Genomic DNA, 25,885 nt, shown 5'->3' with positions numbered 1-25,885 from the left:
TCTACGGAGTAAACTGAGCGGTAAGCTTGTTTACTTCGTAACCTTTTGCTTTACACCTTAAGGCAATTTCTTCGTATTTCTTCTTATCTATTTTAGGCGTTCTGCTCATAATAAATAAAAATTTCCTGTCGGGATGACCAACTACCACATAAGAATAATCTTCTGCAAGCTCAATAATCCAGTAGTCAACTTTAATGGGCCAAATAAATTGCGCTTTTAACTCGGCAGGATGATTAACATCCGTAGGGAAAATTTTGGAGCTCATGGAATGAATTTCCTCATCCCCTGGTTTTTTATAAGTGGTAATTACATTATAATATCCATCCTTATTTAAGGTATATTTTGTGGTTGTTTCGCGACTGCCTTTATCAAATACAGTTGGAATGGAATATAAAGAATACCAAGTGCCTGCATATTTTTTTAAATCTACTTTTGCCACCGGAACATTTTTGTCCATTGGTAAAAGACTTAATACAACAAAAAATAGGCTGCAAAGAATTTTCATAACATCATTTTAGGTTGATGTTATTTACGATATGTAGTAAAGTATGGTTTTTAAAAATTAAAAATGACGGTTCTTACGCCAAATAAAGCCATCTAAAACATAATGGGTAGATTGGGGCAAGGCAAGTAATGGAATAATAAGAGCCAGCAGATATTGATTGTTAATTTGCGGTAAACCAGCAAAAATACTGAATACAGTTTGATGTTCTTTCCATATAAAACCATCCCACAAACCTTCCTCGAGATAAGCAAATGCAATTAAAATAATTATGAAATAAAACAAACCATATTTGCCAAAAGAAAGCTGCACAATTTTACTCCTTTCAGTGAGGGTGCCGTTCTTCTTTTTCTCAAAAAACCATATCAGCGCCATATAAGGAATGCCATGTGAAATTACGTTAATGGTTGTAAACGCAAAATCTCCGTTAAAATATACAATGCCGAAATACCAGGATAAAAAAGTGCCAAATACGAGAAAATTGCGTGGAATATTAAACTTTCTTTCTTTAAGGATTAGTATAATTTCTTTAACAAGATAGATAGTAATAATTGCAAAGTATATATAAGTACTGATTTGAAGTAAGAGATCATTTTTAAAGCTTAAAAAATCACCTTCTACAAACCAATTAAAATTTCGGCTTCCTTTTAAATGCCAAAAAATTAAAGGATAAACAGTTGCTGTGTAAATACTTATCAAGTCAATTGTTTTAAAGTACTTGGGTAAACGCTCATTACGGGAATACAATCTCATAAAACCATATTGCTGTTTGATGAAATGGTAAACAGCCAAATAGGCTAGCAAACGCCAAAAAAGTAAACCATCATATGAATAAACCAGTACGCCGGCTATATAACATAATATTGGGATAGCAGTAAGCAATACATATTCCTTTTTTAAATTTCTAGTGTTGAAATAAGTGCGGTAAAGCGTACTGTAAACATGCGCTACATCGATAAAAACGATTAAAAATAACCAGTGCACAACAGGAATGCCTTCTGCTTTTTGAAACTGACCAGGGAAAACTAAAATTAAAAGCAAGGAGAAAAATGGAGGCGATAAGATGAAAATAGAATCACTTATTGCAGAATTTAACCACGGTTGCCTTTGTTTATCCATTTTTTGTTAAAACTTCTTTAGCTGCTCTTACTCCCTGGTGGAAAGCTTCTTCAAAAATAGATATTCCACTCAAATCAGTATGAGCGAAGAAAATTTTATTATCAATGGAGCGTCTGGCAGTTTGTAAATTCTCGCTCCAAATAAAGTCCGTTACTGGCGATATCATTCCATGTCCCCATACCCAAAGGTCTATATTTTCAATTGCTTTTGTAATTTCTGGATGGATATATTCTAATTCTGGTAAAATAATATCCAACCACTGATTGTAACTTCTGGAGTAGGCTGCAAGCCTGGCCACTGCAGGTTCAAATTTACACAGCGGGAGATAGTAAGTAATTACCTTTTTATCTTCTGATAAACTAATATGCTGTTGATTTGCATTTACATAACCAACCGAAGGAGTGTTATAAGCCACATTGTCCCAACATAAGGTTAAACCTTTGGCATCTGGAAGCTGATTAATTGTAATGTTCGCAACCAGCCAAGGCGCATAATTAAATTTACTATAATCGATTTTCGGCCTGTTTATATTTTTTAAAATTTTATTATTTACAAATTGCGGGCTACTTAAAATAACCTTCTCCGCAATTATTGTTTCCGTTAATTTTTTCTCAGGATGATAAACGGTAACTTCTACATTTCCGGCAGCTGTAATCTCTAAATTGGTACACATAGCGCCTGTAGTAATATGATTTTTAAGGCGCTCAGAAAGATTTTTCATTAACCAACCGTTGCCTTCAGGCCATGTAAGTACGGCATTATTTTCTGCATTGGCAGCTTTTCCCCTTCGGGAGGCAAAATAATGCAAGCCAGCCCACGCAGATATTTTATCAATTTCCTGCCCATAATCATCCTTGCAAGAATAATTTAAGTACCAAAGAAGGTAAGGCGAAGTGTAATTATTTTTTTCAAGATAAGATTTGAAAGAAATCTGATCTAATTTTTTATAGTTTTCATCTGAAGAACAGGAACTAATTGGAATATTAAAAATATACTTCCCATCATCACCAACGGTTAATTTAAGTTTTTCAGCTTCAGCTAAAAATCTTTTAATTTGAAGTTTGTCAGCTACGGGCACACCAAATTCCGGGATTAAACCCTCTTGCCATTCTCCATTAATTAAAAGTCGTTCTTCTGGATCAAACGTTAAATAATAATCATTATAATAAGGCAAGCCTTTTTCGAAATGAGTAATGACATTAATTTCTTTTAAAAAATCAATAAGTAAATCATCGTCATTATTGGCAATAGTAACGTAATGAGCGGCTAAGGGGTAAGAAGAAATTTTATTTGTTCCAAAGTATGAGTTTCCACCAGCATGATTTTCTAGTTCCAGAATCTCAAAATCAGTTTCTCCTTCTTTTTTTAACCATCTTCCGGCAGATAAACCAGAAATACCACTCCCAATAATTAGAGTTTTAACCTTTCTGCTTGATGATGCTTTTTCAATTACAGTTTTATTACGAAGGATGTGCCCGGCTTTTACATTTGGACCTAATAATTTTCCCGGAAAATTATATGTTCCAGCTTTAATTTTTTTATAACAACCGTTTAAAAAAATACCGCCAGTAATTAAGCCCACTCGAAGTAAGAAGGAACGCCTTTGAATGTAGTTTGAAAAATTATCTTTATAAGACATTTGCCCATTCTTCTTCAAAATACTTAACCAGTATTTGATTGTTAAGTTTATTTACTTCAGTTTCTACCTTCGCCATATCTTTAGGGAAATAAAGCATTAAATCTAAACTCTCTTTAGACATAAACCTTAAGCCTGGTAAATAGTGTACTGGTTTTTTATAGATATTATCTGGATTTGTAGCCATTATATATCCCCATTCGCCAAAAGATGGCACATAATTATGATATGGTATGGTTTTTAAACCAACACTTTCCAAGGTTTTATTAACGGTCCAAAAAGATTTTGGTGCAACATAAGGAGAGGTAGATTGAATAACCATTAATCCGTTTGGAGCCAAAATATTTTTAACAAGATTATAAAAGGAGTTGGTATACAGCTTACCTACAGCATAATTGGAAGGATCCGGAAAGTCAATTACAATAAAATCGAATTTTCTTTTCTCTGCTTTAACCCAGCTAAAAGCATCGGCATTAACAATCTTTACCTTTGGCGAAAGTAATGAGCCTTTATTTAAACCCAGCAAAATTTTGTTGGATTGAAAAAGAGAAGTCATTCCCTTATCCAAATCAACCAAGGTTACGGTTTCTACCTGAGGATATTTTAAGATTTCGCGAACAGCCAAACCATCACCACCACCCATTACCAAAATGTTTTTCGCATTGGGCAGTTCCTGTAAACCTGGATGGACTAATGCTTCATGATAACGATATTCATCATCAGAACTAAATTGTAGGTTTCCATTTAGGAAAAGCCTTAATACTTTCCCCTTTTTTGTTAATATAATACGTTGGTATGGAGTGCTTTTTGAATAAATAATGGTATCGCTATAGGTGAGGCTTTCTGAGAAACTTGTTATTTTATTAGCGTAAATAAAGCCTATAATTAATGCAACAATACTTACAAATGAGGCTGTTTGAAGGTAAAGTGCTGCTTTAATTTCTTTTTTAAAATTAACACAAACAATTAATGCGACTGCAACATTTAGCAATCCAAATAAATAGGCTGTTTTAACTAAACCGAGGTGCGGAATTAAGACCAACGGGAAGATTAAAGAAGCGAGTAAAGCACCAATATAATCGAATGTAAATACTTTGGAAACAAGGTCTTTAAATTCAAATCTATCTTTTAGGATACGCATTAACAAAGGAATTTCAAGGCCAACTAAAATTCCTGTTAAACTAACCAGGCCATAAAGCACAATTCGGAAAGAGGCTATGTTTTCAAACACCAGAAATAAAATGGTAGAACTAAAACCGCCAACCAAGCCTACCAAAATTTCGATTTGGATAAACCAGGATAGGATATTTTTATCGAAATACTTGGAAATCCAGGAGCCAATACCCATTGAAAACAGATAAACACCTATTATAGTAGAAAACTGGGTAACAGAATCTCCCAATAAATAACTAGCTAGAGTACCCGCAATAAGTTCGTAAATCAGACCACAGGTTGCAACTACAAAAACTGAAATCAGCAATAAAGCTGGTAATCTTTTATTCATTTTAACTGTGTATGGCCGAGCTTATAATCATGGCGATTGCGATAATAAAGGCTGCAAAAACAATTGCTAGAGCTATATTTTTCTTTTCTAAAATCTCCTTCCAAAGGTTTTCAGGAGTAATTCTTTCTATGATCCAAAAAGAGAGGAAAAGAACAATAATTCCAATCAGTGAGAAAACAACAGAGGCAATAATGTACTTGATGTTAATTAATTCGTTTAAGCTCATGTTTCTTTATTTATGATAAAATCTGTTTGTATAACCAGAATGGACTCTATTTCCATTAAATTCAGTGTTTTTTTCTACCTTATCCGTATAGTAAGCAATGCCATTTAAACCAGCATAACTGTAAAAACCGATAATAATGACGAGTATAATCAGGTAGAATTTAATAGGTTTTAATTTCATTTAATCCGCATTTACAAAAGGTGAATAATCGCTGTTTGACCAACGGTTTTTTTCAAAATTTCTCATCATATACCAGCAAAATGCAGGGTATAAAAGCAATGCAAGCATGGTTAAAATAATATTTCGCCACATGGTTACATTGGCTACAGCTTTAATGTAAAGATTATTTCTATTGGCATCACCCGATGATGGGTAAACATTTAAGTGGTATTTTCCAGATGGTATGCCTGATAAAATTATCGATTCTTTGGTAGAGCCTTCTGACCATGATTCTCCATCCTCATAACCATGATAATATTCAATTCCTTTACTTACTTCCCATGTGCGGTTGCTTTTTTCATTAACCAAAATAATACTCGTTTCCAACCAATTATTATCTACTGCTGATGCAATTTCAAACTCTACATTGGAAGAGTAATCCTCTAAGGTAAATGATGGCGTTACAAAAGATTTAAAAGCATTATCAGTACTGCCAGCAATTGACGAAATCAGAAAATCATCATTAATTAACTCCTTTTCAGGTTTTATTTGATTAAACACCAATTGCAACATTAAAATTAAAATAATTGCAATACTTGTAATCTGGTAGGAGCTTGTCCAACGATCATAGTGCTTGGATGGCTGAATAGCGCCAATGCCAACTTTAGAAGGAAATAAAGTTTCGTTTAAATTAAAGGCGCTGGCAATTTCATTTATTTCAATGTATTCACCTATAAAATAATCTGTTATCAGAACCGAATTATTAATGATCTCCTTTACAATCATAAAGGGAGGGGCGATAAATTCTGTTGTTTTAACCTTTTCATTTACTACATCCCAATCCAGTTCGCCCATCATTGCGGTTACAATAGGTGTATATTTATTAAATAATCTGTATGGTACATCTTTAAATGATACACTATCGCCGTAAGAGAAAGGGGTTTTAAAATCAGGATAAAAATTATGATCAACAATAAAACTCCAGTGCCCATCAAATTCTGCCAAAGTTACGTACCCCTTTTTATAGCTGTATAAAATATATTCACGCCAGTTATAGGTAGTGCCTAATTCTTTTTTCTCCAGATAAGCTATAACTTTAAATTCTTCATTTTTTACAATTCCTTTACTGCCAATTTTTAAGAGAGGTTGAAGTACCGGAGCTTGTAATTTTTTATAGGTTCGGTTGGGTTCATTTCTAAATAATTGTAAATAAGAAAGGCAGTTTCTACATACCGCATATTCACTGCCTGCGGGATCATAAAGTACAACTTCCTGTTGGCATTTGGGGCATGCAGTTGTGCCTGATAACGGGAAAGAGATATTATTTATCGTTGCCATTACCTAACAATTTCTGTTTTTTGTTTCTCGGTGCCTTCAAAAAAGTTCAGTACAGCATTATAAATATCCTTAACTTTTTGAGTGTTATCTTTCTGATAATTGGATAGAAAAATATCAAAAGTTGCCAAATTATATTCAGGCCAGGTATGGATGGACAAATGTGATTCTGTTAAACAAATTACAGCAGTAAATCCGCCATTTGGGAAATCATGGTATACTTCGCCAACTTTTTCTAACCCATTAATGGTAATTAAATCATTAAATAAATCTTTTGCGTAAGAGAAAGAAGAAAGTTGTTGTGTACGATTGGTTGTAAATTCAGAGAGAATGTGTAATCCAGGATTGTAATTCATTGAGCGTTTAGTAGTCCTTATCTATCAAAAATATAAATTATTTTAAAATTAGAATGTATTTCCCATAGTTTTTGAAGATAAAAATGCTTTACCCGATTATCTTTAATCTGCAATAAAATAATCTTCCGCATTTTCTTCCAATGGGATATAAATACGTTGCCATTCCTCACCATCAATAAGCTCCCAGCTATGACCAGGACCGGCTGTATCTGCAGCAATTAAAACAATGCCTGGTTCTACAATAAAAGTTTCGCCATTGCTTACCCGAAACCTTAATTTGCCCTTAAGCGTTATTACATATTGCCTGCGTGGCGCAGGATGCGGGATTTTCTCGTAAGCATCAACTGCAGTTTGAGCAAAAAAGTAATTTACATTTATATGTTGCCTAACCGGAATTTTACCTACCTCAAATGCACATTGTTCATCTTCTATATTTATTAAGCGAATTGCTTTTAAGTAACCGTTATCATTTATCATGAAGGAATTGTCTTGATTAAAAAGGAGCGTAAATTATTAAGGTTTCAATTGTTTAAACCTAATGTTTTATGCTGGCGTTTTCTTTTCCAGTGTGTTTGTTTTAAGGTTTTGTCGCCAGTTATAATACTAATATTGCCATCTACTTCCAACATAGCCAATTTAACATCTCTAAAATGATCTACACCATGCTCTCTCATGGCTTCCTGCAATTCTTCATTAGAAATGCCAAGCTTGCTGAGCATGGTGAAATCCATTTTCCCATCGTGAATTAAAATTTCAGGCTTATCATAAATTAAATCGCGAAGTTTCTGACTTTTAAACAGAAATTTTTTCAAAATGTAATTGAGTATAAAAAGCACGGCAGCTGCAGCAATCCCACCTAAAAGACTAGTATCTTGACCAACCATTGCATTTTGAACGGCATTACTAATCAATAATATTAAAACCACATCGGTGGTGTTTAGCTGCGAAAGTTCTTTTTTGCCAGTAAGTCTTATAGCTACAAGCATAAAAACATAAACTGCAGCACTGCGTAAAGCGATATCTAAAAATGGATTCATGTTTTAAAACTTTAATTCTGTTTGTCCTGTTTTGGTCACTTCTCTTTCATGTTGTAAAAGCCATTGTTTGCGCCACAAGCCACCCGCGTAGCCAACCAATTTGCCGCTACTACCAATCACTCTGTGGCAAGGTACAACAATGGCTAAGTCGTTTTTGCCATTTGCAGATGCAATTGCCCGTATGGCTAAAGGCTTGTGTTCAGAAAATTTTGCATATGAAATTGTTGTACCATATGGAATTTTTAAAAGGTTTTGCCACACTTCCTGTTGAAATTCGGTGCCATTTTGCTTTATTGGAAAATCGAAAGTTTGCAGATTACCATCAAAATAAGCTTTTAACTGTTGAGCCACCTCAAGGGTTAGTGTATTTTCTGAAAGTGATTCAATATCTTTTTCAGAAAAGGTAATTTCGTACACCGCTTCATCATCAGCCAGTATGGTTAATTTGCCTACAGGCGAATCAATAACCGAAGCATACCTATTTTCCATAATACAATATTAGTCATTTACATGGAACTGCAGTACCGAAACTCCAATTTCATGATAGCACAATTTCGCGATTAATCAGTTTCTACTTTCTGGTTAAAAACATTACAACAATTCAACACTACAACATTAAACAATTAAACAATAAAAGTATCTTTGCGGTTATGCAATTGGCCAAAGAGGTTAAATATTTAATCCACAAGGAAGTACTGTTAGAATGGCGTTCTAAATACACCATTAACGGCGTTTTATTATATGTGGTTTCCACTATTTTTACTTGTTATTTATCATTTGTAAGCCTTGGCGATAAGCTAACCTGGAATGCTCTATTTTGGGTAATTATGCTTTTTGCATCTATCAATGGCGTATCTAAAAGTTTTTTACAAGAGAATAAGGGCCAACAATTATACAGTTATATTTTAGCAAGCCCAGCGGCTATTCTTATCTCAAAAACAATTTACAATACCTTATTAATGCTGGTGCTAACCACTATTGCTTTAGGTTTTTATACTTTAGTTTTCGATACCTTTACCCCACCAGATTTGGTGATGTATTATATTGCCGTAATTTTAGGTGCCATTAGCTTTTCAACAGTTTTTACAATGGTTTCTGCTATTGCAAGTAAAGCTGGAAATGGAGGCATGTTAATGGCTATTTTAAGTTTCCCAATTATTATTCCCGTATTAATACTACTAATTAAACTGGCTAAAAATGCAGTTGATGGTTTACCATGGGAAAATAGTTTGGATGATATTGGAATGCTAGTAATTGTTAACGTAATGACTGTTGCGGCGTCGTTATTGTTATTTCCTTACCTTTGGAGAGATTAAAATAATAGAATTAGTGAATTGAGATTGATTGAATTAATGAATAGACAATTTTAAAAAAATGAATTGTTAAAAGTTATAAGGTGATAGAAAAGCAAATATTCACTCATTCAAAAATCACTCACTCAAAATTAAATAAATATATATGCGTAAAACTTGGTGGAAAATTTTAGGTTCGGTTTTAGTGGTTTACACCGCAATTGCAGGCTTACTTTTAGGCGTACCACATCTAGCCATTTTAAATGAAACAATCAGGAATTTATATTTCCATGTACCCATGTGGTTTGCCATGATTGTACTTTTCTCTATCTCTGTATTTTACAGTGTGAAATCATTAAGCAGCAAAAGTGAAATAGATGATTTAAAAGCCGTAGAAAGTGTAAATGCCGGTATTATATTCGGTATTTTAGGTTTAATTACCGGTGCAATATGGGCTAAATATACCTGGGGGCAGTTTTGGAGTTTTGATCCAAAGCAAAACTTTGCAGCAATTTCAATCTTATTGTATTTTGCTTACTTAATTCTTCGCAATGCGATAGATGAAGAGCAAAAAAGAGCCAAGCTATCTGCTATTTACAACATTTTCGCTTTCCCGATGATGGTGGTTTTGTTATTCGTTTTACCAAGACTAAAAGATTCTTTGCACCCAGGGAATGGAGGTAATCCAGGTTTTAATAGCTACGATTTAGATAGCCGTATGCGCATGGTATTTTATCCGGCGTGCTTAGGATGGATTTTAATCGGATATTGGGTATACACAATTCGTTTTAGAATACGCACTTTAGAAAATAAACAACAACAAAACTAAAAACAATTGATGCACTATATGCGCTGTAGATTTATAACAGTGTAGAAATAAATAAAACAATGAAAAAAATTACTTTCTCCTTAATCCTAATGATGGCAACATTGCAGTTATTTGCACAAGATAATGGTGTAGAAATGGCTGATGCCTTACGTAGCAACGGCAAAATTTATGTTGTAGTGATCTGTATTGTGATTATTTTGATCGGTTTAATCCTATATCTATTCTCGTTGGATAAAAGATTAAAAAAAATTGAAAAAGAAAATACGACTAAAAACTAAGTTTAAACCATTTAAACGTGTTTTTCGCTTAAACTCACAAATGTGTTAGCTGTACACTAAGTCTTTTTTGATTTGCATATATGCGGTTTTTTTAGGCAATTTTGCAGCATACTAAATTCATAAAAATTATATAATGGCTAATCTAGCAGACGAGAACAAGTTTTTTGCAGATGTTTGTAAAAACTTTGACAGTGCGGCTCAATTTACCAACCATCCAGAAGGTTTATTGAACCAGATTAAAACATGTAACAGTGTATATCGTTTCCAATTTCCTATTCGCCGTGGAAATGGTTTTGAAGTAATTGATGCATGGCGTGTGGAGCACTCACACCATATGAGTCCTACAAAAGGTGGTATCCGTTATAGTGAAATGGTTAATGAAGATGAGGTTATGGCCTTAGCTGCATTAATGACTTATAAATGTGCGATTGTAAACGTTCCTTTTGGCGGTGCAAAAGGTGGTATCAAAATCAACACAAAACAATATAGTGTTGCCGAATTAGAAACCATTACCCGTCGTTATACTACAGAATTAATTAAGAAAAACTTTATCGGTCCTGGTATCGACGTTCCTGCACCAGATTATGGATCAGGTGAACGCGAAATGAGTTGGATTGCCGATACATATATGACCATGAATCCTGGTCAGTTAGATGCTTTAGGATGTGTTACTGGTAAGCCAATTGCTTTACACGGTATCCGTGGCCGTAAAGAAGCTACAGGTCGTGGTGTTGCTTATGCAGTACGTGAATGCGTTGAAGTTGCTGAAGATATGGCTAAATTAGGCTTTAAAGCTGGTTTAGGTGATAAAAGAGTAATTGTTCAAGGTTTAGGTAACGTAGGTTACCACTCAGCTAAATTCTTAGCAGAATTTGGTGCAACAATTGTTGGTTTATGCGAGTACGAGGGTGCCATTTATAATCCAAACGGATTAAATGTTGATGAGGTTTTTGCTCACCGCAAAAATACTGGTTCAATTTTAGGTTTCCCTGGAGCTACAGATTTCAAAAACTCAATGGAAGGTTTGGAGCAAGATTGTGATATCATCGTTCCTGCTGCATTAGAAAACCAGTTTACTGAAGCTAATATCCGTAACATTAAGGCAAAAATTATTGCTGAAGGTGCAAACGGACCAACTACTCCTGAAGCGGAAACTATCTTTACTGAAATGGGAGGGATTATTATTCCTGATATGTATTGTAATGCTGGTGGTGTAACTGTATCATATTTTGAGTGGTTAAAAAACCTTTCGCACGTAGCTTTTGGCCGTATGGAAAACCGTTACGCAGCAAACTCAAATGCAAACTTAATTGCAACTTTAGAAAACTTAACTGGTAAAACCATTTTACCTGAACACCGCTTAATGATTGTTAAAGGTGCATCAGAAATGGAGTTGGTAAACTCTGGTTTAGAAGATACCATGATTCATTCTTACCACGAAATTAGAGAAACTTTGAAAAATAAACCAGCAACTCAAACCTTGAGAACCGCTGCATTTGTTAATTCAATTGATAAAATTGCTGTTTCTTACATGAACTTAGGTGTTTGGCCTTAATCAAGAAAAGAAGTGTAAAACTAAACCCTTGCAGATAAAATTTGCAAGGGTTTTTTTATTTAAATTAACCCTTTCGCATGTCAAATGAAAAGGTTACGGAGCGTAATTAAAGAGCAGCGGCTGAGTATTCTAGCTCCCGCAGTTAGTATTCTTGCCTCTCGCTACCGCAAGCGGCGGGGCTGCATTAGCCAAAAGCTACTGACAATGGTTTCCAAAATAATTCGCTTCTAACCTTAGTTAAAATAATGGTTGAAGAAAAATTAGAATTTTATCCTAGCACTTATTAATCAGATGAAGAAATACTTAGTTCTTCCAAATCTAAACGCCATTCTTCTTTCCTTATCACATCATCATCATAATTTTTATTGCTTTTAAGATGGTGTAATTCATCACGCTGTGTTTGTATTAGGGCCAGCATAATTTCATGATAAGCCTTTAAATCCTGTTGATCTATTTCGCCAGTTTTTATAGCCTGTAAAGTATCTTTTTGTTCTACTAGTGAATGCTGAAGTTCGGCCTTTAAATTTACCATAAGTTCATTATGAGTGCATTGATATTGATAATCAGCCTTTAATTTATCTAATGAAAGATCTATTAATTTTAACTTAATCTGTGTGGCCTGTTCCTGCTCAGAAAGTCTGTGCTTTATTACCGGAATTTTTAATAATTTAATAACAAGCGGTAAAGATAGTCCCTGGATAACCAGTGTAACCAATATAACCACGAAGGTGATAAATAGGATTAGATTTCTTAAAGGAAAAGCCAATTGATCTGAAATCATAATTGGAATAGAAAGTGCTGCAGCTAATGAAACCACGCCACGCATACCCGCCCAAACTACAACAATTGATGAGTGCCATGTGATGCCCTGATAACGCACTCTGGTTCTTTTATTTACTAAGCTGGTTAATCTGCTTGTAGAAAATATCCAGAAGAAACGTACAAATAATGCTAAAATACTTATTCCAACACCATAACCAATCGCTGTAGGTAGTGGATATTCTGGCCCCAAGCCATGTACAATATCAGGAAGTGCTAAACCTATTAAGATAAAAACGACACCATTTAGCATAAAGGTAACGGCAGACCATACCGAAACGGCTTTAACCCTTGAGCTTGATGTTAAAATTACATGCGATTGGCTGGAAAGGAGTAGGCCACCAGATACCACTGCCATTACACCAGAAGCCTTAAAATGTTCGGCTACGATATACATAAAGTAAGGAGTGAGTAGGGTTAACACGGTATCAATGTTTTCCGTAGTGGGCATCCACCGGTGTATTGCATAAAATATACCGCCAATACCTAAACCTATTAAAATACCAAGCCCAGCTACAGAAACAAAATCTATTGCAGCATCTTGAAAAACAAAAGTTCCGGATACTACGGCAACTAAGGCAAATTTGAATACAATTAAACTGGAAGCATCGTTTACTAAACTTTCGCCCTCTAAAAGCGCACTAACCGTTTTAGGTATTTTTATACCTTTCAATATAGAGGCTGCGGCAATGGCATCAGGCGGTGAAATAATACCACCCAATAAAAAGCCAAGTGCTAATGTAAAACCTGGAATAAATGCAACAGAGGCATATGCTACAGCTAACGATGTGATTAATACCAAACCAACAGCCATTAAAAAGATTGCACCCTTATATTCCCAAAAATCTTTCCAGGAAGTAAACCAGGCAGCTTCATACAGTAGTGGAGGCAAAAAGAGTAGAAAAACAATTTCAGGATCGACCTTAATGCGTGGAATACCCGGAATAAAGCCGATGAGTAAACCTGCAAGTACCAAAAATATTGGATAAGAGATTTTTAGCTTCTGCCCAATCATAACCAAAAAGGTTACACCAAGCAATAAAACCAGAACTAAAATAAGATTGTCGTGCAGCATTTATAGATGTTTGATAGATTAACGTATCAAATATAATTTACAGCCACTGAAAGTAAAAACCAAGTTACATTAAATGTTCAATCAACTGTTGTAAGCACTCAATCAAAACTTAAAATAACGTTTACTCTAAAAAAGTTTTAGCAATTGGTACAACGAATTTATGTTTTGGTTGTTGAATGTTAGTTCTCCTTCAACTTTCACTTTATTAGTTCCTATAGTTTTTCCCTTTATTTCTAGTGTTTTAAAAGCTTTTGCTTGATTACCAATAAACGGAAGACTTATTTGCTGGTTTAGTTTAGAAAAATTAATATTCAAATAGAAAAAATCCGAAGTTTGCTCAGATTTGAAATTAAGCTTTTTATTTTTTTGCGTGCTAAGAACCAAGTTTTCCTTTTCATTATTAACAAATAACTTATAAAGTGGAAACACGGCTTTATTAACAACATTACTATCCGCTATAATAAAGTTTTGTTGCTGTAAATAGTGTTTTAATCCGCTTGCGTTTGCTGCAATATTGATAGAAAAATTAGGGACATTGCGTTTTTGTAAGCTTATTTTTTCCACCTTTTCAAAATCATCATTATAGTCGTATGTAATAATAGAATCTACTTGTTGCGTAGAATTTGTCCACTCCACATCCAAATAGCCATTGTAATATTTTGAAATGCTATCGCGATCAAGCGAAAAATCCTTTAGTTTAAATAATTTATTCTCAGTTTTTTCCAATTTAGCATTAAGCCAAATATTCATTGTGTTTTCTGGATTAAAGGTTCTGTGTGAGGGCTTTTCTGCAGGGATAAATATTTTGGAAGCAAACTCATAACTAATGTTTATGTTGCCAGCGTTAAAATTTAGCTTGGCAAGGTTATCACGATCTGTAAAAAGTAAAACATGATCATTATATTGATTAGCCTCGCTAAAATTGCTTTCGCTTACCTTAACGAAATTCTTTTCATTCAGAATATCTAATAATACGCGGTCCGAATCTTCATTACGTAATGTGTAGGAGAGGGCAACGGAAGTTTTATTGTAAAAAATGGTTAAACGATTATCCTTAGAAATGGCCGAATAAACTCCCTTCGCAACATTTTTTACGGGATTTAAGCTTAATGTTTGTGTAATAAAATTTTTAAATGCAACGGAATCCTTAATGTTTAAACGAGTAAAAAGAAGATCTTTAGATTTTCCTTCAATAGTATAAAAATAGATTGCAGCAGGTACATCCAAACCGCTATCATACTTTTTCACTTCAACTTTACTTCTTTTCTTTTGGGTAGGATTTAAATAATAACCCAGGTTAGCAATCACATTTATACCAATGGTTTTATAAATTTCATCGGTATTAATTCTGATAAGACTAGATGCATTTGCAGGTATCAGCATGCGGTTGGCTTTGTATTGCCTGAATTTAAAGGTGCCGACAAAAAAAATAAGCAGCAATACGAATATTGCTGCTGTTATTTTTAAAAATTTCTTCATATCAATTGTGCTTAACTATTTCAATTGGTTAAATCGATCAATTGTAATTTTAGAATTAAATTATTTCGTTGCATTTTCTATTAATGAAAATAGGTATTTCAAGGCATTTTCATGTCCATTAGGAATTTCAGCACTAATCTCTCCAGAAACTATATTCCCTTTAATAGGATTAGATTTCATGTAAACATCGCCCATTTTACTTAAGGTATCATTAAATTTTTCTGCAGTTTCTGCACCACCAATTTCTTCTGAAGGAATTTTCCCAATTAAATTTTTAGGATTAAAAAACATGCTGAAATTATTTTTTGCCAATAAATCTTTATGTTTTTTGCTAATGGTAGCGTTAAACTGGTTGTTGTAAATATTTTGCATTTCAGTTAATGAATTGCCAAAAAATACAATGCCATCCTTAATCATAAAATAAACATCAATAGGGCTTTTACTTTCTTTAAACTTATAAATTCCTTGCTGTGGCGTAACATAGTTTTTGTTAATACCGTATTTAATTAGCTTTTGAAACAACTTGGTATCTTCTGATGAAAACATGAAAAGGAAATCAGGGAGGGTTTCTTTTTTTGTTTTCTTAACCTCAACACGGTTATAATCATCATCATAATCATAACCCGTATATTCTACATCTTTTGTATTTAAACCATTAATTACAAAAAGAGCATCGCCTTTAACCACTTTACTTACAGCTTCTTCATCTAATAAAAGAGAAAATAAATCAGTTCCCAATTCAATTTCTTCATCCATTTTGCCACCTAAAATAGAGCCATAAGTTTGTTTCATTAATTTAGGAAATTCTTCAAGGTAAGCTTTAGTATCTATTGAATAGCTCATAAACCCTACCGCTTTCTCACTATTTACATATTTAAGAAAGTTTTTATTCAACTTTCTATTCATAATTTTTTTATAAGAATCGGCCTGTTCCTTTGCAAGTTCTAATTCGGCAGAAATGCGGAAACTTTGCTTATCCATAAACAATTTTGAACTTAAGCTACCATAACCCTTCATTATGCCCGATTTGCTGTAAGGGCTGTAGGTACTTAATTCAGGCGTTAGCATATTATAAACATCTTGCAAGCTTGATACCCAAACGCTTGCAATTGCTTTATCATCAAGGCTATTTGTGTATGATTTGTTACTGCTGATGGATTCATAATTACCATTGAAAATCATATCTGCCTGTGCCGTCATCCATACAAAGGCCAATCTTTTCTTCTTATCTTCTTGTTCTTTGCGCTCCCCTTGGTATTCATCATATCGATCATATGGGGTTGCTCCTATAGCAACCATTGCAGAATCTAATTCTTCTGTTGTTTTTGGCGGTTCTTCATCAATAATTATGGTTTCTCTTTTTTTCTTTGGAGCAACTTTCCCTTTAGAAGATTTTTTCTTTGAACCTTTTTTAACTATTTGTTTTTTAGCTGTTTTTTTCTTTTGAATAGTCTTTTTTACAGGCATATCTGTATCATCATATGCCGGGGCAGCTGTTGCAGCGGCATCCATAACGTAGGTAGAGTCTACAGCCACGGCAGCACTATCTGCTACTGTATCATAATTGTTTTGATATCTGATATCTTTTATTCCATATTTTGCAGCCTTTAAAGAATCAGCAAAAAATGAACTTCTTATGCTGCCAGTAACAAAATACATCATGCTTTTATTCCACATGAGCAAGCTTGTACTATCAGATAAGATCAAGGTATTTACATCACCTTTTGTGGTAATTTTAGGATCTTTTACCAGGCTTTCAAATTTTGTAGCATCTTTTAAAGGAATTAAAAAGCAGTTGTAATAAATACTATCCGTAAACTGGTTGAAGTAATACATGCTTTTTTCAAGATTTATACCGAAGTCTTCAATGCTGGTAAAATCTTTTTCCATTGATTTAGAAGTTTCTGCTAAAAGCTTCTTGCCCAAAAAAGATTCGTTAAAATCTTTAACAAACATGAGCTTAAAAACATTATCACCTTTTATTGTGGCGACGGTAAACGCGTTGGCTGGTATTTTTTTTACTAAATCTTGTGCCGATACCGTTTTTATTAGTAGGAGGAATGAGATTGCAATTAGAATTTTTTTCATTATGTTTTTTTTAGATGTTAATGAACTGCGCATTTTATTTGTTGCACAATCAATTTTATTTAGATAGTTGTATTTGATTAGAAACGTTTGTTTTTCCATTAATTAAATCCATAATGGAACTTTTTAACATTACTGCTTTTTTTGATTTAGAAATATTTGCCGCCGGATTGCTTACCGTTTCCACAAACTTATCAAAACGATAGATGCTGGTATAACTAGCTGTGTTAAAAACAGCTTTATCCTGAGATTTTAATTTGTTAAATTCTGTTTTTGCAGTGCCAGCAGCCTGGTATTTTCTGCTAAATAAACCAGTTGCCTTATTATAACTATAGGATGAACTGTTGGTAGCCTTAATTTTATGCTGTGTTAATATGTTTTTAGTAATGTTGTTAATGTTCGAAACATCCTTAAAAGAAAAGCTGATTGTAGCAATATAATTATTAAAATCAGTAGTGCTTTTTACATTACTAATTCCTTCCGATTTTCTTAAATAAACCACTGCTTCATTCAATTCCTGTTGTATTTTTTGTTTGCTAGGCACTTTATAGCCTTGTACACTATCTAAAAGCATTACCGAAGCTACCTTAGTTTTGCTTTGACTTAAGTTTATAGTAAGTACAACATCACCAGTACCATCGTTTCTCATGGTAATTTCTTCAATAACTTGAAAACAAGAACTTAGTGTCGGAATTAAAAAAATAAATAATAAAAGTGCATAGAACTGCTTAAGGCTCATGTTAATTTAGGATTATGTTTTACGATTAGGTATGTATCTGCAGGTCAAACTTAGCAATTTAACACGGAATTTTGAGTGTCAAATCTTTTTACAGTAAACATTGTTGCATAACATTACTCAAACAACAAACTTGGACAAAAATTGTTATCCGAAACCGATTTTTTTATAGAACAATTATAAATTGCTGTCAGGTTTATTTTTTTTGTGTCAAAACTATCAGTTAATTGTCAATATAAAGACAAGAAAAATGTAAAATAGGCTCTGCTATACCTAATTTTCTATCTTTGTTGCCAGCTTTTACAATTAATATAAACATGAAGAAAAGTGCAATCATTGGGCTAATCACAATAGCAATTTCCGTAGGAATTTTATTCAGCTTAAATGCGAATACAGATACTTACTCTAATTTTACTCAAGCCTCTAAATCTAATAAAGAGGAGCATGTAATGGGCTACTGGGAAAAATCTCAGGGAATGTACTACGACGCTGTTAAAGACGCCAATCATTTTTCTTTCCACATGAAGGATGAGAAAGGCGAAGTACGTAAAGTAGTTTACAGCGGAACGAAACCTCAAGACTTTGAACGTTCAGAAAAATTAGTTCTGATCGGTAAAATGGATAAAGACATTTTCTACGCTTCGAAAATTTTAATGAAGTGCCCTTCTAAATATAACGATAACCTTGTTGAAGTAAATAAAGACGGTAAGGTAGAATCAGTAGGAAAAGACGGAGAGGTTAAAAAATATAATTAATTTTAATGGATATTCAATTTGTAGGCGAAAACCTGTTGCCGGGTAAAATCGGACAGTTTTTTATTGTATTGGCATTTAGTGCATCATTGCTATCAACCATAGCATATTTTTATGCCAGTAAAGATAAAAATTTAGAAGATAAATCATGGCGAAACCTTGGTCGTATAGGCTTTTTGGTTAACTGGTTTAGTATTATTGGTATTGGTGCCATTCTATTTTATTTAATATTAGGTCATTATAACGAATACAATTACGTTTATTTTCACTCATCAAAACAACTTCCTGTTTATTATATTATTTCTGCCTTTTGGGAAGGACAGGAGGGTAGTTTTTGGCTTTGGGCATTCTGGCAATCACTTTTAGGCGCTATATTAATTTGGAAAGCCAAAACTTGGGAAAAGCCAGTAATGACTGTTGTTGCTTTTTCTCAGGTGTTTTTAACCTCAATGATGTTGGGTGTTGAAATTTTTGGCGAGCGTATCGGTAGTTCACCATTCATCCTTTTAAGAGATGCTGTTGATTTAAAAGCAATGGCTCCAGTAGTTTTTGCTAACCCTGAAAATTTTAAAGATTACCTTAAATTTATTACCGATGGACGTGGTTTAAATCCATTATTACAAAACTATTGGATGGTTATACACCCTCCAACATTGTTTTTAGGTTTTGCTAGTATGGTTGTTCCTTTTGCCTATGGTATTGCTGCACTTTGGCAAAAAAGGTATAAAGAATGGATTAAACCAGCTATGCCATGGACGCTTTTTGCCGTAATGGTTTTAGGAACAGGTATTATCATGGGCTCTTTTTGGGCGTATGAAGCCTTAAACTTTGGTGGTTTCTGGGCTTGGGATCCTGTAGAAAATGCATCATTAATTCCATGGTTAACCTTAATTGGTGCCGTTCACGTAATGATTGCCTATAAAAATACTGGTCATGCTTACTTTACTGCAATTGCACTTGTTTTTTTAAGTTTCTTATTGGTATTGTACGCATCTTTTTTAACGCGAAGTGGTATTTTAGGCGATACATCGGTACACTCATTTACCGATATGGGGATGTTTGGTCACCTCATTTTATATAATGTAGTATTTGCTGCATTAGCCATTTACCTTATTGTTATCCGTTGGAAAGATTTACCGATTACCAGTAAGGATGAAGAAACTTATTCACGTGAGTTTTGGATGTTTATTGGTGCCTTAGTGGTAACTATTGCATGTATTCAGGTTATTTTCTCTACATCGGTTCCAGTATTTAATAAAGCTTTTGGCACCAAGTTTTCGCCTCCAATTGATGCTGTAAAATATTATAACCAATGGCAAGCGCCATTTGCGGTACTGATAACTTTAATTTCAGGATTTTCTCAATATTTAAAATATAAAAGAACAGATCCACGTAAATTCTACAGCAGCTTGGTTTCGGCCATTATTTTCTCAGTAGTATTAACGGCAGGTTTGGTATATGTGGCTGATATTTATACAAATACCATGTATATTTTAATCACATTTAGCTGTTTGTTTGCCATTTTATCAAATGCTACCATTTTGTATCAGGCATTTGGAGGTAAGGCTAAATTAGCTGGTTCGGCTATTGCGCACATCGGTTTTGCCCTTTTAATATTAGGAGCCTTAATTTCTGCAGCAACAAATAAACCAATTTCGCTTAATGCAAATAACTTTATTCCTGTAAAGGATTTTGAAAAAACAGAAAAACCAGGCGAAAACATTATGCTGTATAAAAACGAGCCTAAAAAAATGGGTAAGTATACCGTAACTTATGTTAGCGATACAACCGTTGCGCCAAATACAACATACGAGCTTAACTTTAAGGTTTATGACGAAAGCGGAAAAGTTAAGGAAGATTTTAACCTGCACCCACACGTACAGGATAACGAGAAAATGGGCTTAATTGCTTCCCCTGATACCAAGCATTACTTAACTTATGATGTGTACACGCACATTACAAGTGCTGCTATTAAAAAAGCCGATCACGAAGATCATGAAGGGCACTCAGATGATGAAAATTATAAAGAACCTCGTATTGTAAAAGTTTCCGCAGGAGATACCATCCATACATCAAGTGGTATTATTACCGTTAAAGCACTAAATAATAAGCCAGCTGCCAAAGATTTAGTTTTAGCACAAGGTGATTTTGCTGTTGGTTTACCCTTGGAAATTAATTCGGCAGGTAAAATTTATAACACCGAACCTATTTTCTTAATTAAAGGAAATAATACTTTCGATTTTGCTCGTAAAGTAGAAGAGTTGGATTTAAAAGTTCGTTTTTCTAAAGTATTACCTGAAGAGAAAAAAGTAGAGCTACAAATTTTTGAGAAACCACAGCAAGCTAAAGATTGGGTTGTTTTCAAAGCGATAGAATTCCCTTTCATTAACTTATATTGGGCAGGTACAATTGTAATGGTTGTTGGTTTCTTACTTTCTATTTTCAGAAGAAGAAAAGAAGCTAAAACCGCATAAAATGAAGATTGTTTTATTAGGATCAGGAAATGTAGCCACGCACTTAGCCATAGCTTTAAAAGCCAACGGAGAAGATATTGTACAGGTTTACAGTCCTAACTTAATAAACGCCACCAGTCTTGCCGAAAGAATTGGATCTGCTGCTGTTCATCAATTATCAATAATAGATAAGCAGGCAGATTTATACATAATTGCCGTAAAAGATGATGCCATTGAACAAGTTGCCGCTAGTTTAAAAAATGTAAGTGGTTTAGTGGTTCACACATCTGGAACAACAGATATTAAACTACTTTCGGCATATGTTACCCATGCAGGTGTATTTTATCCGCTGCAAACATTTTCAAAAAATAAAGCAGTAGATTTTAAAAATATTCCTCTTTGTATTGAGGCAACTAATCAACAACAACTGGATATTTTAAAACAGTTGGCTAATAAACTAAGTGATAAAGTTTACCAGCTTAATGGCGATAAACGTAAGGTTTTACACCTTGCAGCCGTTTTTGCCTGCAACTTTACCAATCACTTATATACTTTAGCAAACGAAATTTTATCCGCCAATAATTTAGATTTCGACATCATTAGACCTTTAATTGCAGAAACTGCAGATAAAATTAAAGACAACTTACCCGAAACTGTACAAACGGGGCCGGCGGTAAGGCATGATGAAAGTACAATAAAAGCACATTTGAGCAGGTTAGAAAGCATGCCCGAATTGCATAACATTTATGAAACATTGAGCGATAGCATTAAATTAACTTATAAATAGTATAATTGCCGCTTTTGCTTATTACTTTTGCAACATATTATGAGTATTTATAAACTAAAAATAAATTTTGAAGAAGCAGATCACGACCCTGTAGAATTACCTATAGCCGCCGGAGAATCTGTTTTAGATGTTTGCCTGGATAACGGCATCGAGTTACAGCATAATTGTGGTGGCGTTTGCGGTTGCAGTACCTGCCATGTTTATGTAACCAAAGGAATGGATAACATTCAGGAAATTTCAGATAAGGAAGAAGATTTTATTGATAGAGCCGTTCGTCCAAAAATTACTTCACGCTTAGGTTGCCAATGCGTAGTTATAAACGGAGATATTGAAGTAACTATTCCAGATCAATCAGGCTTTATGGGCCACTAAGAAATTCTTAATTCCTAAGTCGTCAGTCTGAAACCAAACATTATACATTAAACCAACAACAAAACATGAATAACGATAAATTTGCTTTACCCATTCACTGGAACGATTATGAAGATATTGCAATGTCTTTATATGAAAAGTTTGGTGATGATTTTTCTGAAACTAAAATCTATCGCATCCGTTTTACTGAATTATTAGAATGGGTTTTAGAATTACCAAACTTTAAAGGTACCCGTGAGGAAAGCTCAGAAGGACATTTAGAGCAAATTCAATCTGCCTGGGTTTACGAGTGGAGAGATAATCAGTAATTATATAATTAAGAATTTGGAGTTAAACATTATAAGTTAACTCCAAATTCTAAATAATAAATTTCCAATTCAAAACCCCCAGCTCAAATGTTTCTCGAAAAACTTAAAGAAATAACAACCTTTATTTTTGATGTTGATGGTGTGCTAACTGATGGTACAGTGCAGGCAACCGATAATGGGCAAGCACTTCGCACCTTTAACATTAAAGATGGCTATGCATTACAATTAGCCGTTAAAAAAGGCTATCACGTTTGCATTATTTCTGGCGGAAAGGGCTTGGCTATGGAAAAACGCTTAGAAAATTTGGGCATTACTGATGTTTATTTAGGCGCAGGTGATAAAGTTCAAATTTTTAAACAATATCTTTTGGATAAAAGAATATCAGCCACCAACGTATTATATATGGGTGATGATATTCCTGATTTAAAAGTGATGAAACTGGTTGGCTTAGCCACTTGCCCTGCAGATGCAGTGGAAGAAATTAAAGCAATTTCTACATTTATTTCCCCTTATACCGGAGGCAAAACAGCTGTTAGGGATATTATCGAAAAGGTAATGAAGGTGCAACATAAGTGGAATGATGAAAATCCTAATGCCGCCGATTCAGGTAAATAACTTATAACACTTTACAAAACAATATTTTAAGTTCTTTAAGCTTTTCGTGATGTTCTGCAAGGCATCGCGAAGGATAAGTAAAACGAATTTAAAATTCGTAATTATTTTGCGTTCAGGATGCGCAAGCTAACATCCAGAACAGCGCTAAATTTCAAATTAAGCTCTTCGTGATGTTTAAGCTCTTCGTGATGTTCTGCAAGGCATCGCGAAGGATAAGTAAAACGAATTTCAAATTCGTAATTATTTTCTGTTCAGGATGCACAAGCTAACATCCAGAACAGCGCTAATATTTTAAGTTCCTTAAGCTCTTCGTGATGTTCTGCAAGGCATCGCGAAGGATAAATAAAACGAATTTCAAATTCGTAATTATGCATAAGATTATAAAATTTAGACATTAAAAACTTGCATTAAATAAGTTTATACCCGAAATTTACATACAATATTAATCAATCGATTGATTAATAAAAAATGCTTAATAATGTAATTTCACCGATATGAATACCTATTTAATACCTGTAGATTTTTCTAAAACGGCAGAACATGCTGCCAAATATGCCGCCAGATTAAGCTGGACAATGACTGATTGTAAGCTTATACTATTAAATTCTTATTACGTTTCTGAATATGAAAGTATTTTACCAACTCCAGATTTAATTGTAACAACAGATGATCGCATTGCTGATGAAATAGAGGCCAGATTAAATGCGCTTAATAAGATAAAAAACAATTTATTGGAAATTAACCCGCATGCGGATATAGAAATTTCACTTTCAAGAGAAACCCTTTTGAGATCAATTGTAGATCGCGTTAACAAAGAAGAAATAGATTTAATTATAATTGGTAGCAACGGTAAGAAAGCAAAAGACGAAAGCGATATAGGTTCTAATGCCATAAAAATTTCAAAAGCGAGTCCTGTGCCCGTTTTAGTTGTACCTCCAAAGGCAGAATATCAATCTATAAGAAAAGGAATTTTGGCTTGCGATTTTAAAAAGGTAAAGGAAGTAGTACCCGTTAATGCTTTGAAGAAAATTTTGAGCAAGCATACAATTGAGTTGCTGGTATTAAATATTAATCCTGCACATACGGTTAATCCTGAAGAGGAAAATGCTTTAAGGGATATGCTGAAGGATTACAAACCACAATACCACTACTCAGATCATGAAGACACCATTAAAGGAATCGTAAAGTTTGCAAAGGCAGAAGAAGCACAAATTATTATCGCCCTGCCGAAAAAATACAGCTTTTTTGAGGGTTTATTGCATCAAAGTGTTTCACATAAACTAACAGTTAAATCTCACATCCCTGTTTTATTGTTAAAAGATTAAAGGTTTTTAACCAGCATTTTTAGTGGTTAAAACTAATTTAATTTTGCAACGGTGATGTTACATTTAAGGGTTTAAACTTTAGTCTGTTTTTGTTCTCCAACAACTATAATTCAACAAAAACAACAATATGAAAAAATTAATGATGATTTGCGCTTTGTTATTTTCAGTAATAACTTATGCAAATGCGCAACAAGGTGGCGGTCGTATGGGCGGAACACCAGAAGAACGGGCAAAAAAGATGGTTGATATGTTAGCTGAGAAGTTAAAACTTAGCGACGATCAAAAAACTAAAGTTACTGCTATTTACACCGAACAAGGAACGGCAATGGCTAAAATTAGAGAAGAAGCTAATGGCGATCGCGATGCAATGCGAGAAAAATCAATGAAGTTGAGAAAAGAAACTGATGAAAAGGTTACAGCTTTATTAACTGACGATCAAAAAACTGCTTATAAAGCTTGGCAAGAAGAACAAAGAGCAGCAATGCAAAATCGCCAGGGCGGTGGAAAATAACCAGTCTACCGGCAAAAAAAAGATTAAATAATGAAAGCGGCTTTTGGCCGCTTTTCTTATTTTAGCGAAAAATAAAATTATGCCGTTTAACTTTCCTTCAATTATTTTAGCCTCAAAATCGCCTCGTAGACAAGAACTTTTAAAGTTAATGGGGTTAAACTTTTCTATTGAATTAAAAGATGTTGATGAAAGTTATCCTGAAGGTTTAATCCCTGCAGAAATTGCAGTTTATATTTCCGAAAAAAAAGCTAAGGCTTTTCATTCTGATGATAAAATAGTAGTAACAGCAGATACAATAGTAGCTTTAAATGGCGAAATTTTGGGTAAACCCGAAAATCGAGAGCATGCACAAGAAATGTTACACAAGCTTTCGGGCAGTAAACATGAGGTTTATACAGGCGTTACATTAGCTTTGGGCGATAAAATAACTTCATTTTATGATCGTACAGAGGTGTATTGCAAAACTGTAAGCAGCGAGGAAATAGATTTTTATATAGACAACTTTAAACCATACGATAAAGCTGGAAGTTATGGAGTACAAGATTGGTGGGGAATTGTTGTGGTACAAAGAATAGAAGGTTCTTATACAAATGTTATGGGGCTGCCAACAGAAAAGCTTTATAATGAGCTTATTGAGTTTAGTAAATAATTCATTTTTTTCTCTGGATATTAAAAAGCATTATCCCATCAATAATTTTTTATACGCTTTTTATGGAATAGGTTTTCTGTTTACATCATGT

28 protein-coding genes are annotated in these 25,885 nt (G+C 33.9%); 13 read left to right on the top strand and 15 right to left on the bottom strand.

The window, feature by feature from the left end; translation table 11 throughout:
• Nucleotide 1 precedes the first annotated feature (1 nt).
• The 11 genes from EHC72_RS06910 to EHC72_RS06865 all read right to left on the bottom strand — a co-directional run bounded on the left by EHC72_RS06910 (nucleotide 2) and on the right by EHC72_RS06865 (nucleotide 8,363).
• Nucleotides 2-505, bottom strand: coding sequence for a lipocalin family protein (locus EHC72_RS06910; RefSeq protein WP_131536939.1), 504 nt, complete (start codon nucleotides 503-505; stop codon nucleotides 2-4).
• 57 nt (nucleotides 506-562) lie between these two features.
• On the bottom strand, nucleotides 563-1,621 hold the full coding sequence (locus tag EHC72_RS06905; protein WP_131536938.1) for a hypothetical protein: 1,059 nt from the start codon (nucleotides 1,619-1,621) through the stop codon (nucleotides 563-565).
• Nucleotides 1,614-3,278: an NAD(P)-binding protein gene (locus EHC72_RS06900; protein WP_246029389.1), complete on the bottom strand. Its 1,665-nt coding sequence runs from the start codon at nucleotides 3,276-3,278 to the stop codon at nucleotides 1,614-1,616. Before EHC72_RS06900 ends, EHC72_RS06905 begins: the two co-directional genes overlap by 8 nt.
• Nucleotides 3,250-4,761, bottom strand: a complete 1,512-nt coding sequence (locus EHC72_RS06895; RefSeq protein ID WP_131536937.1) for a polyamine aminopropyltransferase — start codon at nucleotides 4,759-4,761, stop codon at nucleotides 3,250-3,252. The genes EHC72_RS06900 and EHC72_RS06895 overlap by 29 nt, the downstream gene beginning before the upstream one ends.
• 1 nt (nucleotide 4,762) lies before the next feature.
• Entirely contained in the window at nucleotides 4,763-4,987 is a 225-nt protein-coding gene (locus EHC72_RS06890) for a DUF350 domain-containing protein (protein WP_131536936.1), read from the bottom strand.
• Between the two features lie 6 nt (nucleotides 4,988-4,993).
• The gene (locus EHC72_RS22625) at nucleotides 4,994-5,167 is read right to left on the bottom strand and encodes a hypothetical protein (protein ID WP_165585777.1); all 174 of its coding nucleotides are present in this window, start codon (nucleotides 5,165-5,167) and stop codon (nucleotides 4,994-4,996) included.
• Entirely contained in the window at nucleotides 5,168-6,484 is a 1,317-nt protein-coding gene (locus EHC72_RS06885) for a DUF4178 domain-containing protein (RefSeq protein ID WP_131536935.1), read from the bottom strand.
• Entirely contained in the window at nucleotides 6,484-6,837 is a 354-nt protein-coding gene (locus tag EHC72_RS06880) for an S-adenosylmethionine decarboxylase family protein (RefSeq protein ID WP_131536934.1), read from the bottom strand. The genes EHC72_RS06885 and EHC72_RS06880 overlap by 1 nt, the downstream gene beginning before the upstream one ends.
• Nucleotides 6,838-6,939: 102 nt before the next feature.
• Nucleotides 6,940-7,314, bottom strand: coding sequence for a cupin domain-containing protein (locus EHC72_RS06875; RefSeq protein ID WP_131536933.1), 375 nt, complete (start codon nucleotides 7,312-7,314; stop codon nucleotides 6,940-6,942).
• A 44-nt stretch (nucleotides 7,315-7,358) separates the two neighbouring features.
• Entirely contained in the window at nucleotides 7,359-7,874 is a 516-nt protein-coding gene (locus EHC72_RS06870; protein ID WP_131536932.1) for a DUF421 domain-containing protein, read from the bottom strand.
• Nucleotides 7,875-7,877: 3 nt separating this feature from the next.
• On the bottom strand, nucleotides 7,878-8,363 hold the full coding sequence (locus EHC72_RS06865) for a methylated-DNA--[protein]-cysteine S-methyltransferase (RefSeq protein ID WP_131536931.1): 486 nt from the start codon (nucleotides 8,361-8,363) through the stop codon (nucleotides 7,878-7,880).
• Between the two features lie 161 nt (nucleotides 8,364-8,524).
• On the opposite strand from EHC72_RS06865, the gene EHC72_RS06860 reads away from it, so the two are divergent.
• The 4 genes from EHC72_RS06860 (at nucleotide 8,525) to EHC72_RS06845 (ending at nucleotide 11,828) form a co-directional block, all read left to right on the top strand.
• Nucleotides 8,525-9,190 carry a heme exporter protein CcmB gene (locus EHC72_RS06860; protein WP_131536930.1) on the top strand — a complete coding sequence of 222 codons (666 nt, stop codon included), beginning with the start codon at nucleotides 8,525-8,527 and terminating at the stop codon, nucleotides 9,188-9,190.
• Between the two features lie 142 nt (nucleotides 9,191-9,332).
• The gene (ccsA, locus tag EHC72_RS06855; RefSeq protein ID WP_131536929.1) at nucleotides 9,333-9,995 is read left to right on the top strand and encodes a cytochrome c biogenesis protein CcsA; all 663 of its coding nucleotides are present in this window, start codon (nucleotides 9,333-9,335) and stop codon (nucleotides 9,993-9,995) included.
• Between the two features lie 59 nt (nucleotides 9,996-10,054).
• Nucleotides 10,055-10,273: a CcmD family protein gene (locus EHC72_RS06850; protein WP_165585776.1), complete on the top strand. Its 219-nt coding sequence runs from the start codon at nucleotides 10,055-10,057 to the stop codon at nucleotides 10,271-10,273.
• A 133-nt stretch (nucleotides 10,274-10,406) separates the two neighbouring features.
• Entirely contained in the window at nucleotides 10,407-11,828 is a 1,422-nt protein-coding gene (locus tag EHC72_RS06845) for a Glu/Leu/Phe/Val family dehydrogenase (protein WP_131536928.1), read from the top strand.
• A gap of 283 nt (nucleotides 11,829-12,111) precedes the next feature.
• Here EHC72_RS06845 and EHC72_RS06840 read toward each other — a convergent pair whose 3' ends face one another.
• The 4 genes from EHC72_RS06840 to EHC72_RS06825 all read right to left on the bottom strand — a co-directional run bounded on the left by EHC72_RS06840 (nucleotide 12,112) and on the right by EHC72_RS06825 (nucleotide 18,025).
• Nucleotides 12,112-13,722 (bottom strand): Na+/H+ antiporter, encoded by a 1,611-nt coding sequence (locus tag EHC72_RS06840; RefSeq protein WP_131536927.1) that lies wholly within the window; start codon nucleotides 13,720-13,722, stop codon nucleotides 12,112-12,114.
• Between the two features lie 126 nt (nucleotides 13,723-13,848).
• The gene (locus tag EHC72_RS06835) at nucleotides 13,849-15,201 is read right to left on the bottom strand and encodes a hypothetical protein (protein WP_131536926.1); all 1,353 of its coding nucleotides are present in this window, start codon (nucleotides 15,199-15,201) and stop codon (nucleotides 13,849-13,851) included.
• Nucleotides 15,202-15,261: 60 nt separating this feature from the next.
• The gene (locus EHC72_RS06830) at nucleotides 15,262-17,289 is read right to left on the bottom strand and encodes a hypothetical protein (protein WP_131536925.1); all 2,028 of its coding nucleotides are present in this window, start codon (nucleotides 17,287-17,289) and stop codon (nucleotides 15,262-15,264) included.
• A gap of 55 nt (nucleotides 17,290-17,344) precedes the next feature.
• Entirely contained in the window at nucleotides 17,345-18,025 is a 681-nt protein-coding gene (locus EHC72_RS06825; protein WP_131536924.1) for a hypothetical protein, read from the bottom strand.
• A gap of 314 nt (nucleotides 18,026-18,339) precedes the next feature.
• Here EHC72_RS06825 and EHC72_RS06820 point away from each other — a divergent pair, with 314 nt between their 5' ends.
• From EHC72_RS06820 to EHC72_RS06780, 9 genes are all read left to right on the top strand, one after another.
• Complete coding sequence (locus EHC72_RS06820) at nucleotides 18,340-18,777, top strand: cytochrome c maturation protein CcmE domain-containing protein (RefSeq protein ID WP_131536923.1); 438 nt, start codon at nucleotides 18,340-18,342, stop codon at nucleotides 18,775-18,777.
• A gap of 5 nt (nucleotides 18,778-18,782) precedes the next feature.
• Nucleotides 18,783-21,248: a heme lyase CcmF/NrfE family subunit gene (locus EHC72_RS06815; protein WP_131536922.1), complete on the top strand. Its 2,466-nt coding sequence runs from the start codon at nucleotides 18,783-18,785 to the stop codon at nucleotides 21,246-21,248.
• Nucleotide 21,249: 1 nt separating this feature from the next.
• Entirely contained in the window at nucleotides 21,250-22,014 is a 765-nt protein-coding gene (locus EHC72_RS06810; protein ID WP_131536921.1) for a Rossmann-like and DUF2520 domain-containing protein, read from the top strand.
• A gap of 39 nt (nucleotides 22,015-22,053) precedes the next feature.
• Nucleotides 22,054-22,386, top strand: a complete 333-nt coding sequence (locus EHC72_RS06805) for a 2Fe-2S iron-sulfur cluster-binding protein (RefSeq protein WP_131536920.1) — start codon at nucleotides 22,054-22,056, stop codon at nucleotides 22,384-22,386.
• A 65-nt stretch (nucleotides 22,387-22,451) separates the two neighbouring features.
• Complete coding sequence (iscX, locus tag EHC72_RS06800) at nucleotides 22,452-22,694, top strand: Fe-S cluster assembly protein IscX (RefSeq protein ID WP_131536919.1); 243 nt, start codon at nucleotides 22,452-22,454, stop codon at nucleotides 22,692-22,694.
• An 87-nt stretch (nucleotides 22,695-22,781) separates the two neighbouring features.
• Nucleotides 22,782-23,309: a KdsC family phosphatase gene (locus EHC72_RS06795; RefSeq protein ID WP_131536918.1), complete on the top strand. Its 528-nt coding sequence runs from the start codon at nucleotides 22,782-22,784 to the stop codon at nucleotides 23,307-23,309.
• 494 nt (nucleotides 23,310-23,803) lie between these two features.
• The gene (locus tag EHC72_RS06790; protein WP_131536917.1) at nucleotides 23,804-24,634 is read left to right on the top strand and encodes a universal stress protein; all 831 of its coding nucleotides are present in this window, start codon (nucleotides 23,804-23,806) and stop codon (nucleotides 24,632-24,634) included.
• Nucleotides 24,635-24,761: 127 nt separating this feature from the next.
• Complete coding sequence (locus EHC72_RS06785; protein ID WP_131536916.1) at nucleotides 24,762-25,145, top strand: hypothetical protein; 384 nt, start codon at nucleotides 24,762-24,764, stop codon at nucleotides 25,143-25,145.
• A 79-nt stretch (nucleotides 25,146-25,224) separates the two neighbouring features.
• Complete coding sequence (locus EHC72_RS06780) at nucleotides 25,225-25,794, top strand: Maf family protein (protein WP_131536915.1); 570 nt, start codon at nucleotides 25,225-25,227, stop codon at nucleotides 25,792-25,794.
• Nucleotides 25,795-25,885: the final 91 nt, after the last annotated feature.

It is taken from the genome of Pedobacter nototheniae, from assembly GCF_004335085.1.
Classification (GTDB): domain Bacteria; phylum Bacteroidota; class Bacteroidia; order Sphingobacteriales; family Sphingobacteriaceae; genus Pedobacter; species Pedobacter nototheniae.
Note: the sequence above shows the minus strand (reverse complement) of the source record. Positions and strands in the feature narration are given on the sequence as shown.

Coding starts and splice junctions, on each gene's coding strand:
- EHC72_RS06810 (WP_131536921.1), top strand. CDS start 21,250: ATGAAGATTGTTTTATTAGGATCAGGAAATGTAGCCACGCACTTAGCC.
- EHC72_RS06835 (WP_131536926.1), bottom strand. CDS start 15,201: ATGAAGAAATTTTTAAAAATAACAGCAGCAATATTCGTATTGCTGCTT.
- EHC72_RS06875 (WP_131536933.1), bottom strand. CDS start 7,314: ATGATAAATGATAACGGTTACTTAAAAGCAATTCGCTTAATAAATATA.
- EHC72_RS06795 (WP_131536918.1), top strand. CDS start 22,782: ATGTTTCTCGAAAAACTTAAAGAAATAACAACCTTTATTTTTGATGTT.
- EHC72_RS06865 (WP_131536931.1), bottom strand. CDS start 8,363: ATGGAAAATAGGTATGCTTCGGTTATTGATTCGCCTGTAGGCAAATTA.
- EHC72_RS06860 (WP_131536930.1), top strand. CDS start 8,525: ATGCAATTGGCCAAAGAGGTTAAATATTTAATCCACAAGGAAGTACTG.
- EHC72_RS06785 (WP_131536916.1), top strand. CDS start 24,762: ATGAAAAAATTAATGATGATTTGCGCTTTGTTATTTTCAGTAATAACT.
- EHC72_RS06880 (WP_131536934.1), bottom strand. CDS start 6,837: ATGAATTACAATCCTGGATTACACATTCTCTCTGAATTTACAACCAAT.
- EHC72_RS06845 (WP_131536928.1), top strand. CDS start 10,407: ATGGCTAATCTAGCAGACGAGAACAAGTTTTTTGCAGATGTTTGTAAA.
- EHC72_RS06895 (WP_131536937.1), bottom strand. CDS start 4,761: ATGAATAAAAGATTACCAGCTTTATTGCTGATTTCAGTTTTTGTAGTT.
- EHC72_RS06870 (WP_131536932.1), bottom strand. CDS start 7,874: ATGAATCCATTTTTAGATATCGCTTTACGCAGTGCTGCAGTTTATGTT.
- EHC72_RS06780 (WP_131536915.1), top strand. CDS start 25,225: ATGCCGTTTAACTTTCCTTCAATTATTTTAGCCTCAAAATCGCCTCGT.
- EHC72_RS06790 (WP_131536917.1), top strand. CDS start 23,804: ATGAATACCTATTTAATACCTGTAGATTTTTCTAAAACGGCAGAACAT.
- EHC72_RS06910 (WP_131536939.1), bottom strand. CDS start 505: ATGAAAATTCTTTGCAGCCTATTTTTTGTTGTATTAAGTCTTTTACCA.
- EHC72_RS06905 (WP_131536938.1), bottom strand. CDS start 1,621: ATGGATAAACAAAGGCAACCGTGGTTAAATTCTGCAATAAGTGATTCT.
- EHC72_RS06890 (WP_131536936.1), bottom strand. CDS start 4,987: ATGAGCTTAAACGAATTAATTAACATCAAGTACATTATTGCCTCTGTT.
- EHC72_RS22625 (WP_165585777.1), bottom strand. CDS start 5,167: ATGAAATTAAAACCTATTAAATTCTACCTGATTATACTCGTCATTATT.
- EHC72_RS06850 (WP_165585776.1), top strand. CDS start 10,055: ATGAAAAAAATTACTTTCTCCTTAATCCTAATGATGGCAACATTGCAG.
- EHC72_RS06825 (WP_131536924.1), bottom strand. CDS start 18,025: ATGAGCCTTAAGCAGTTCTATGCACTTTTATTATTTATTTTTTTAATT.
- iscX (WP_131536919.1), top strand. CDS start 22,452: ATGAATAACGATAAATTTGCTTTACCCATTCACTGGAACGATTATGAA.
- EHC72_RS06830 (WP_131536925.1), bottom strand. CDS start 17,289: ATGAAAAAAATTCTAATTGCAATCTCATTCCTCCTACTAATAAAAACG.
- EHC72_RS06815 (WP_131536922.1), top strand. CDS start 18,783: ATGGATATTCAATTTGTAGGCGAAAACCTGTTGCCGGGTAAAATCGGA.
- EHC72_RS06805 (WP_131536920.1), top strand. CDS start 22,054: ATGAGTATTTATAAACTAAAAATAAATTTTGAAGAAGCAGATCACGAC.
- EHC72_RS06840 (WP_131536927.1), bottom strand. CDS start 13,722: ATGCTGCACGACAATCTTATTTTAGTTCTGGTTTTATTGCTTGGTGTA.
- EHC72_RS06820 (WP_131536923.1), top strand. CDS start 18,340: ATGAAGAAAAGTGCAATCATTGGGCTAATCACAATAGCAATTTCCGTA.
- EHC72_RS06885 (WP_131536935.1), bottom strand. CDS start 6,484: ATGGCAACGATAAATAATATCTCTTTCCCGTTATCAGGCACAACTGCA.
- ccsA (WP_131536929.1), top strand. CDS start 9,333: ATGCGTAAAACTTGGTGGAAAATTTTAGGTTCGGTTTTAGTGGTTTAC.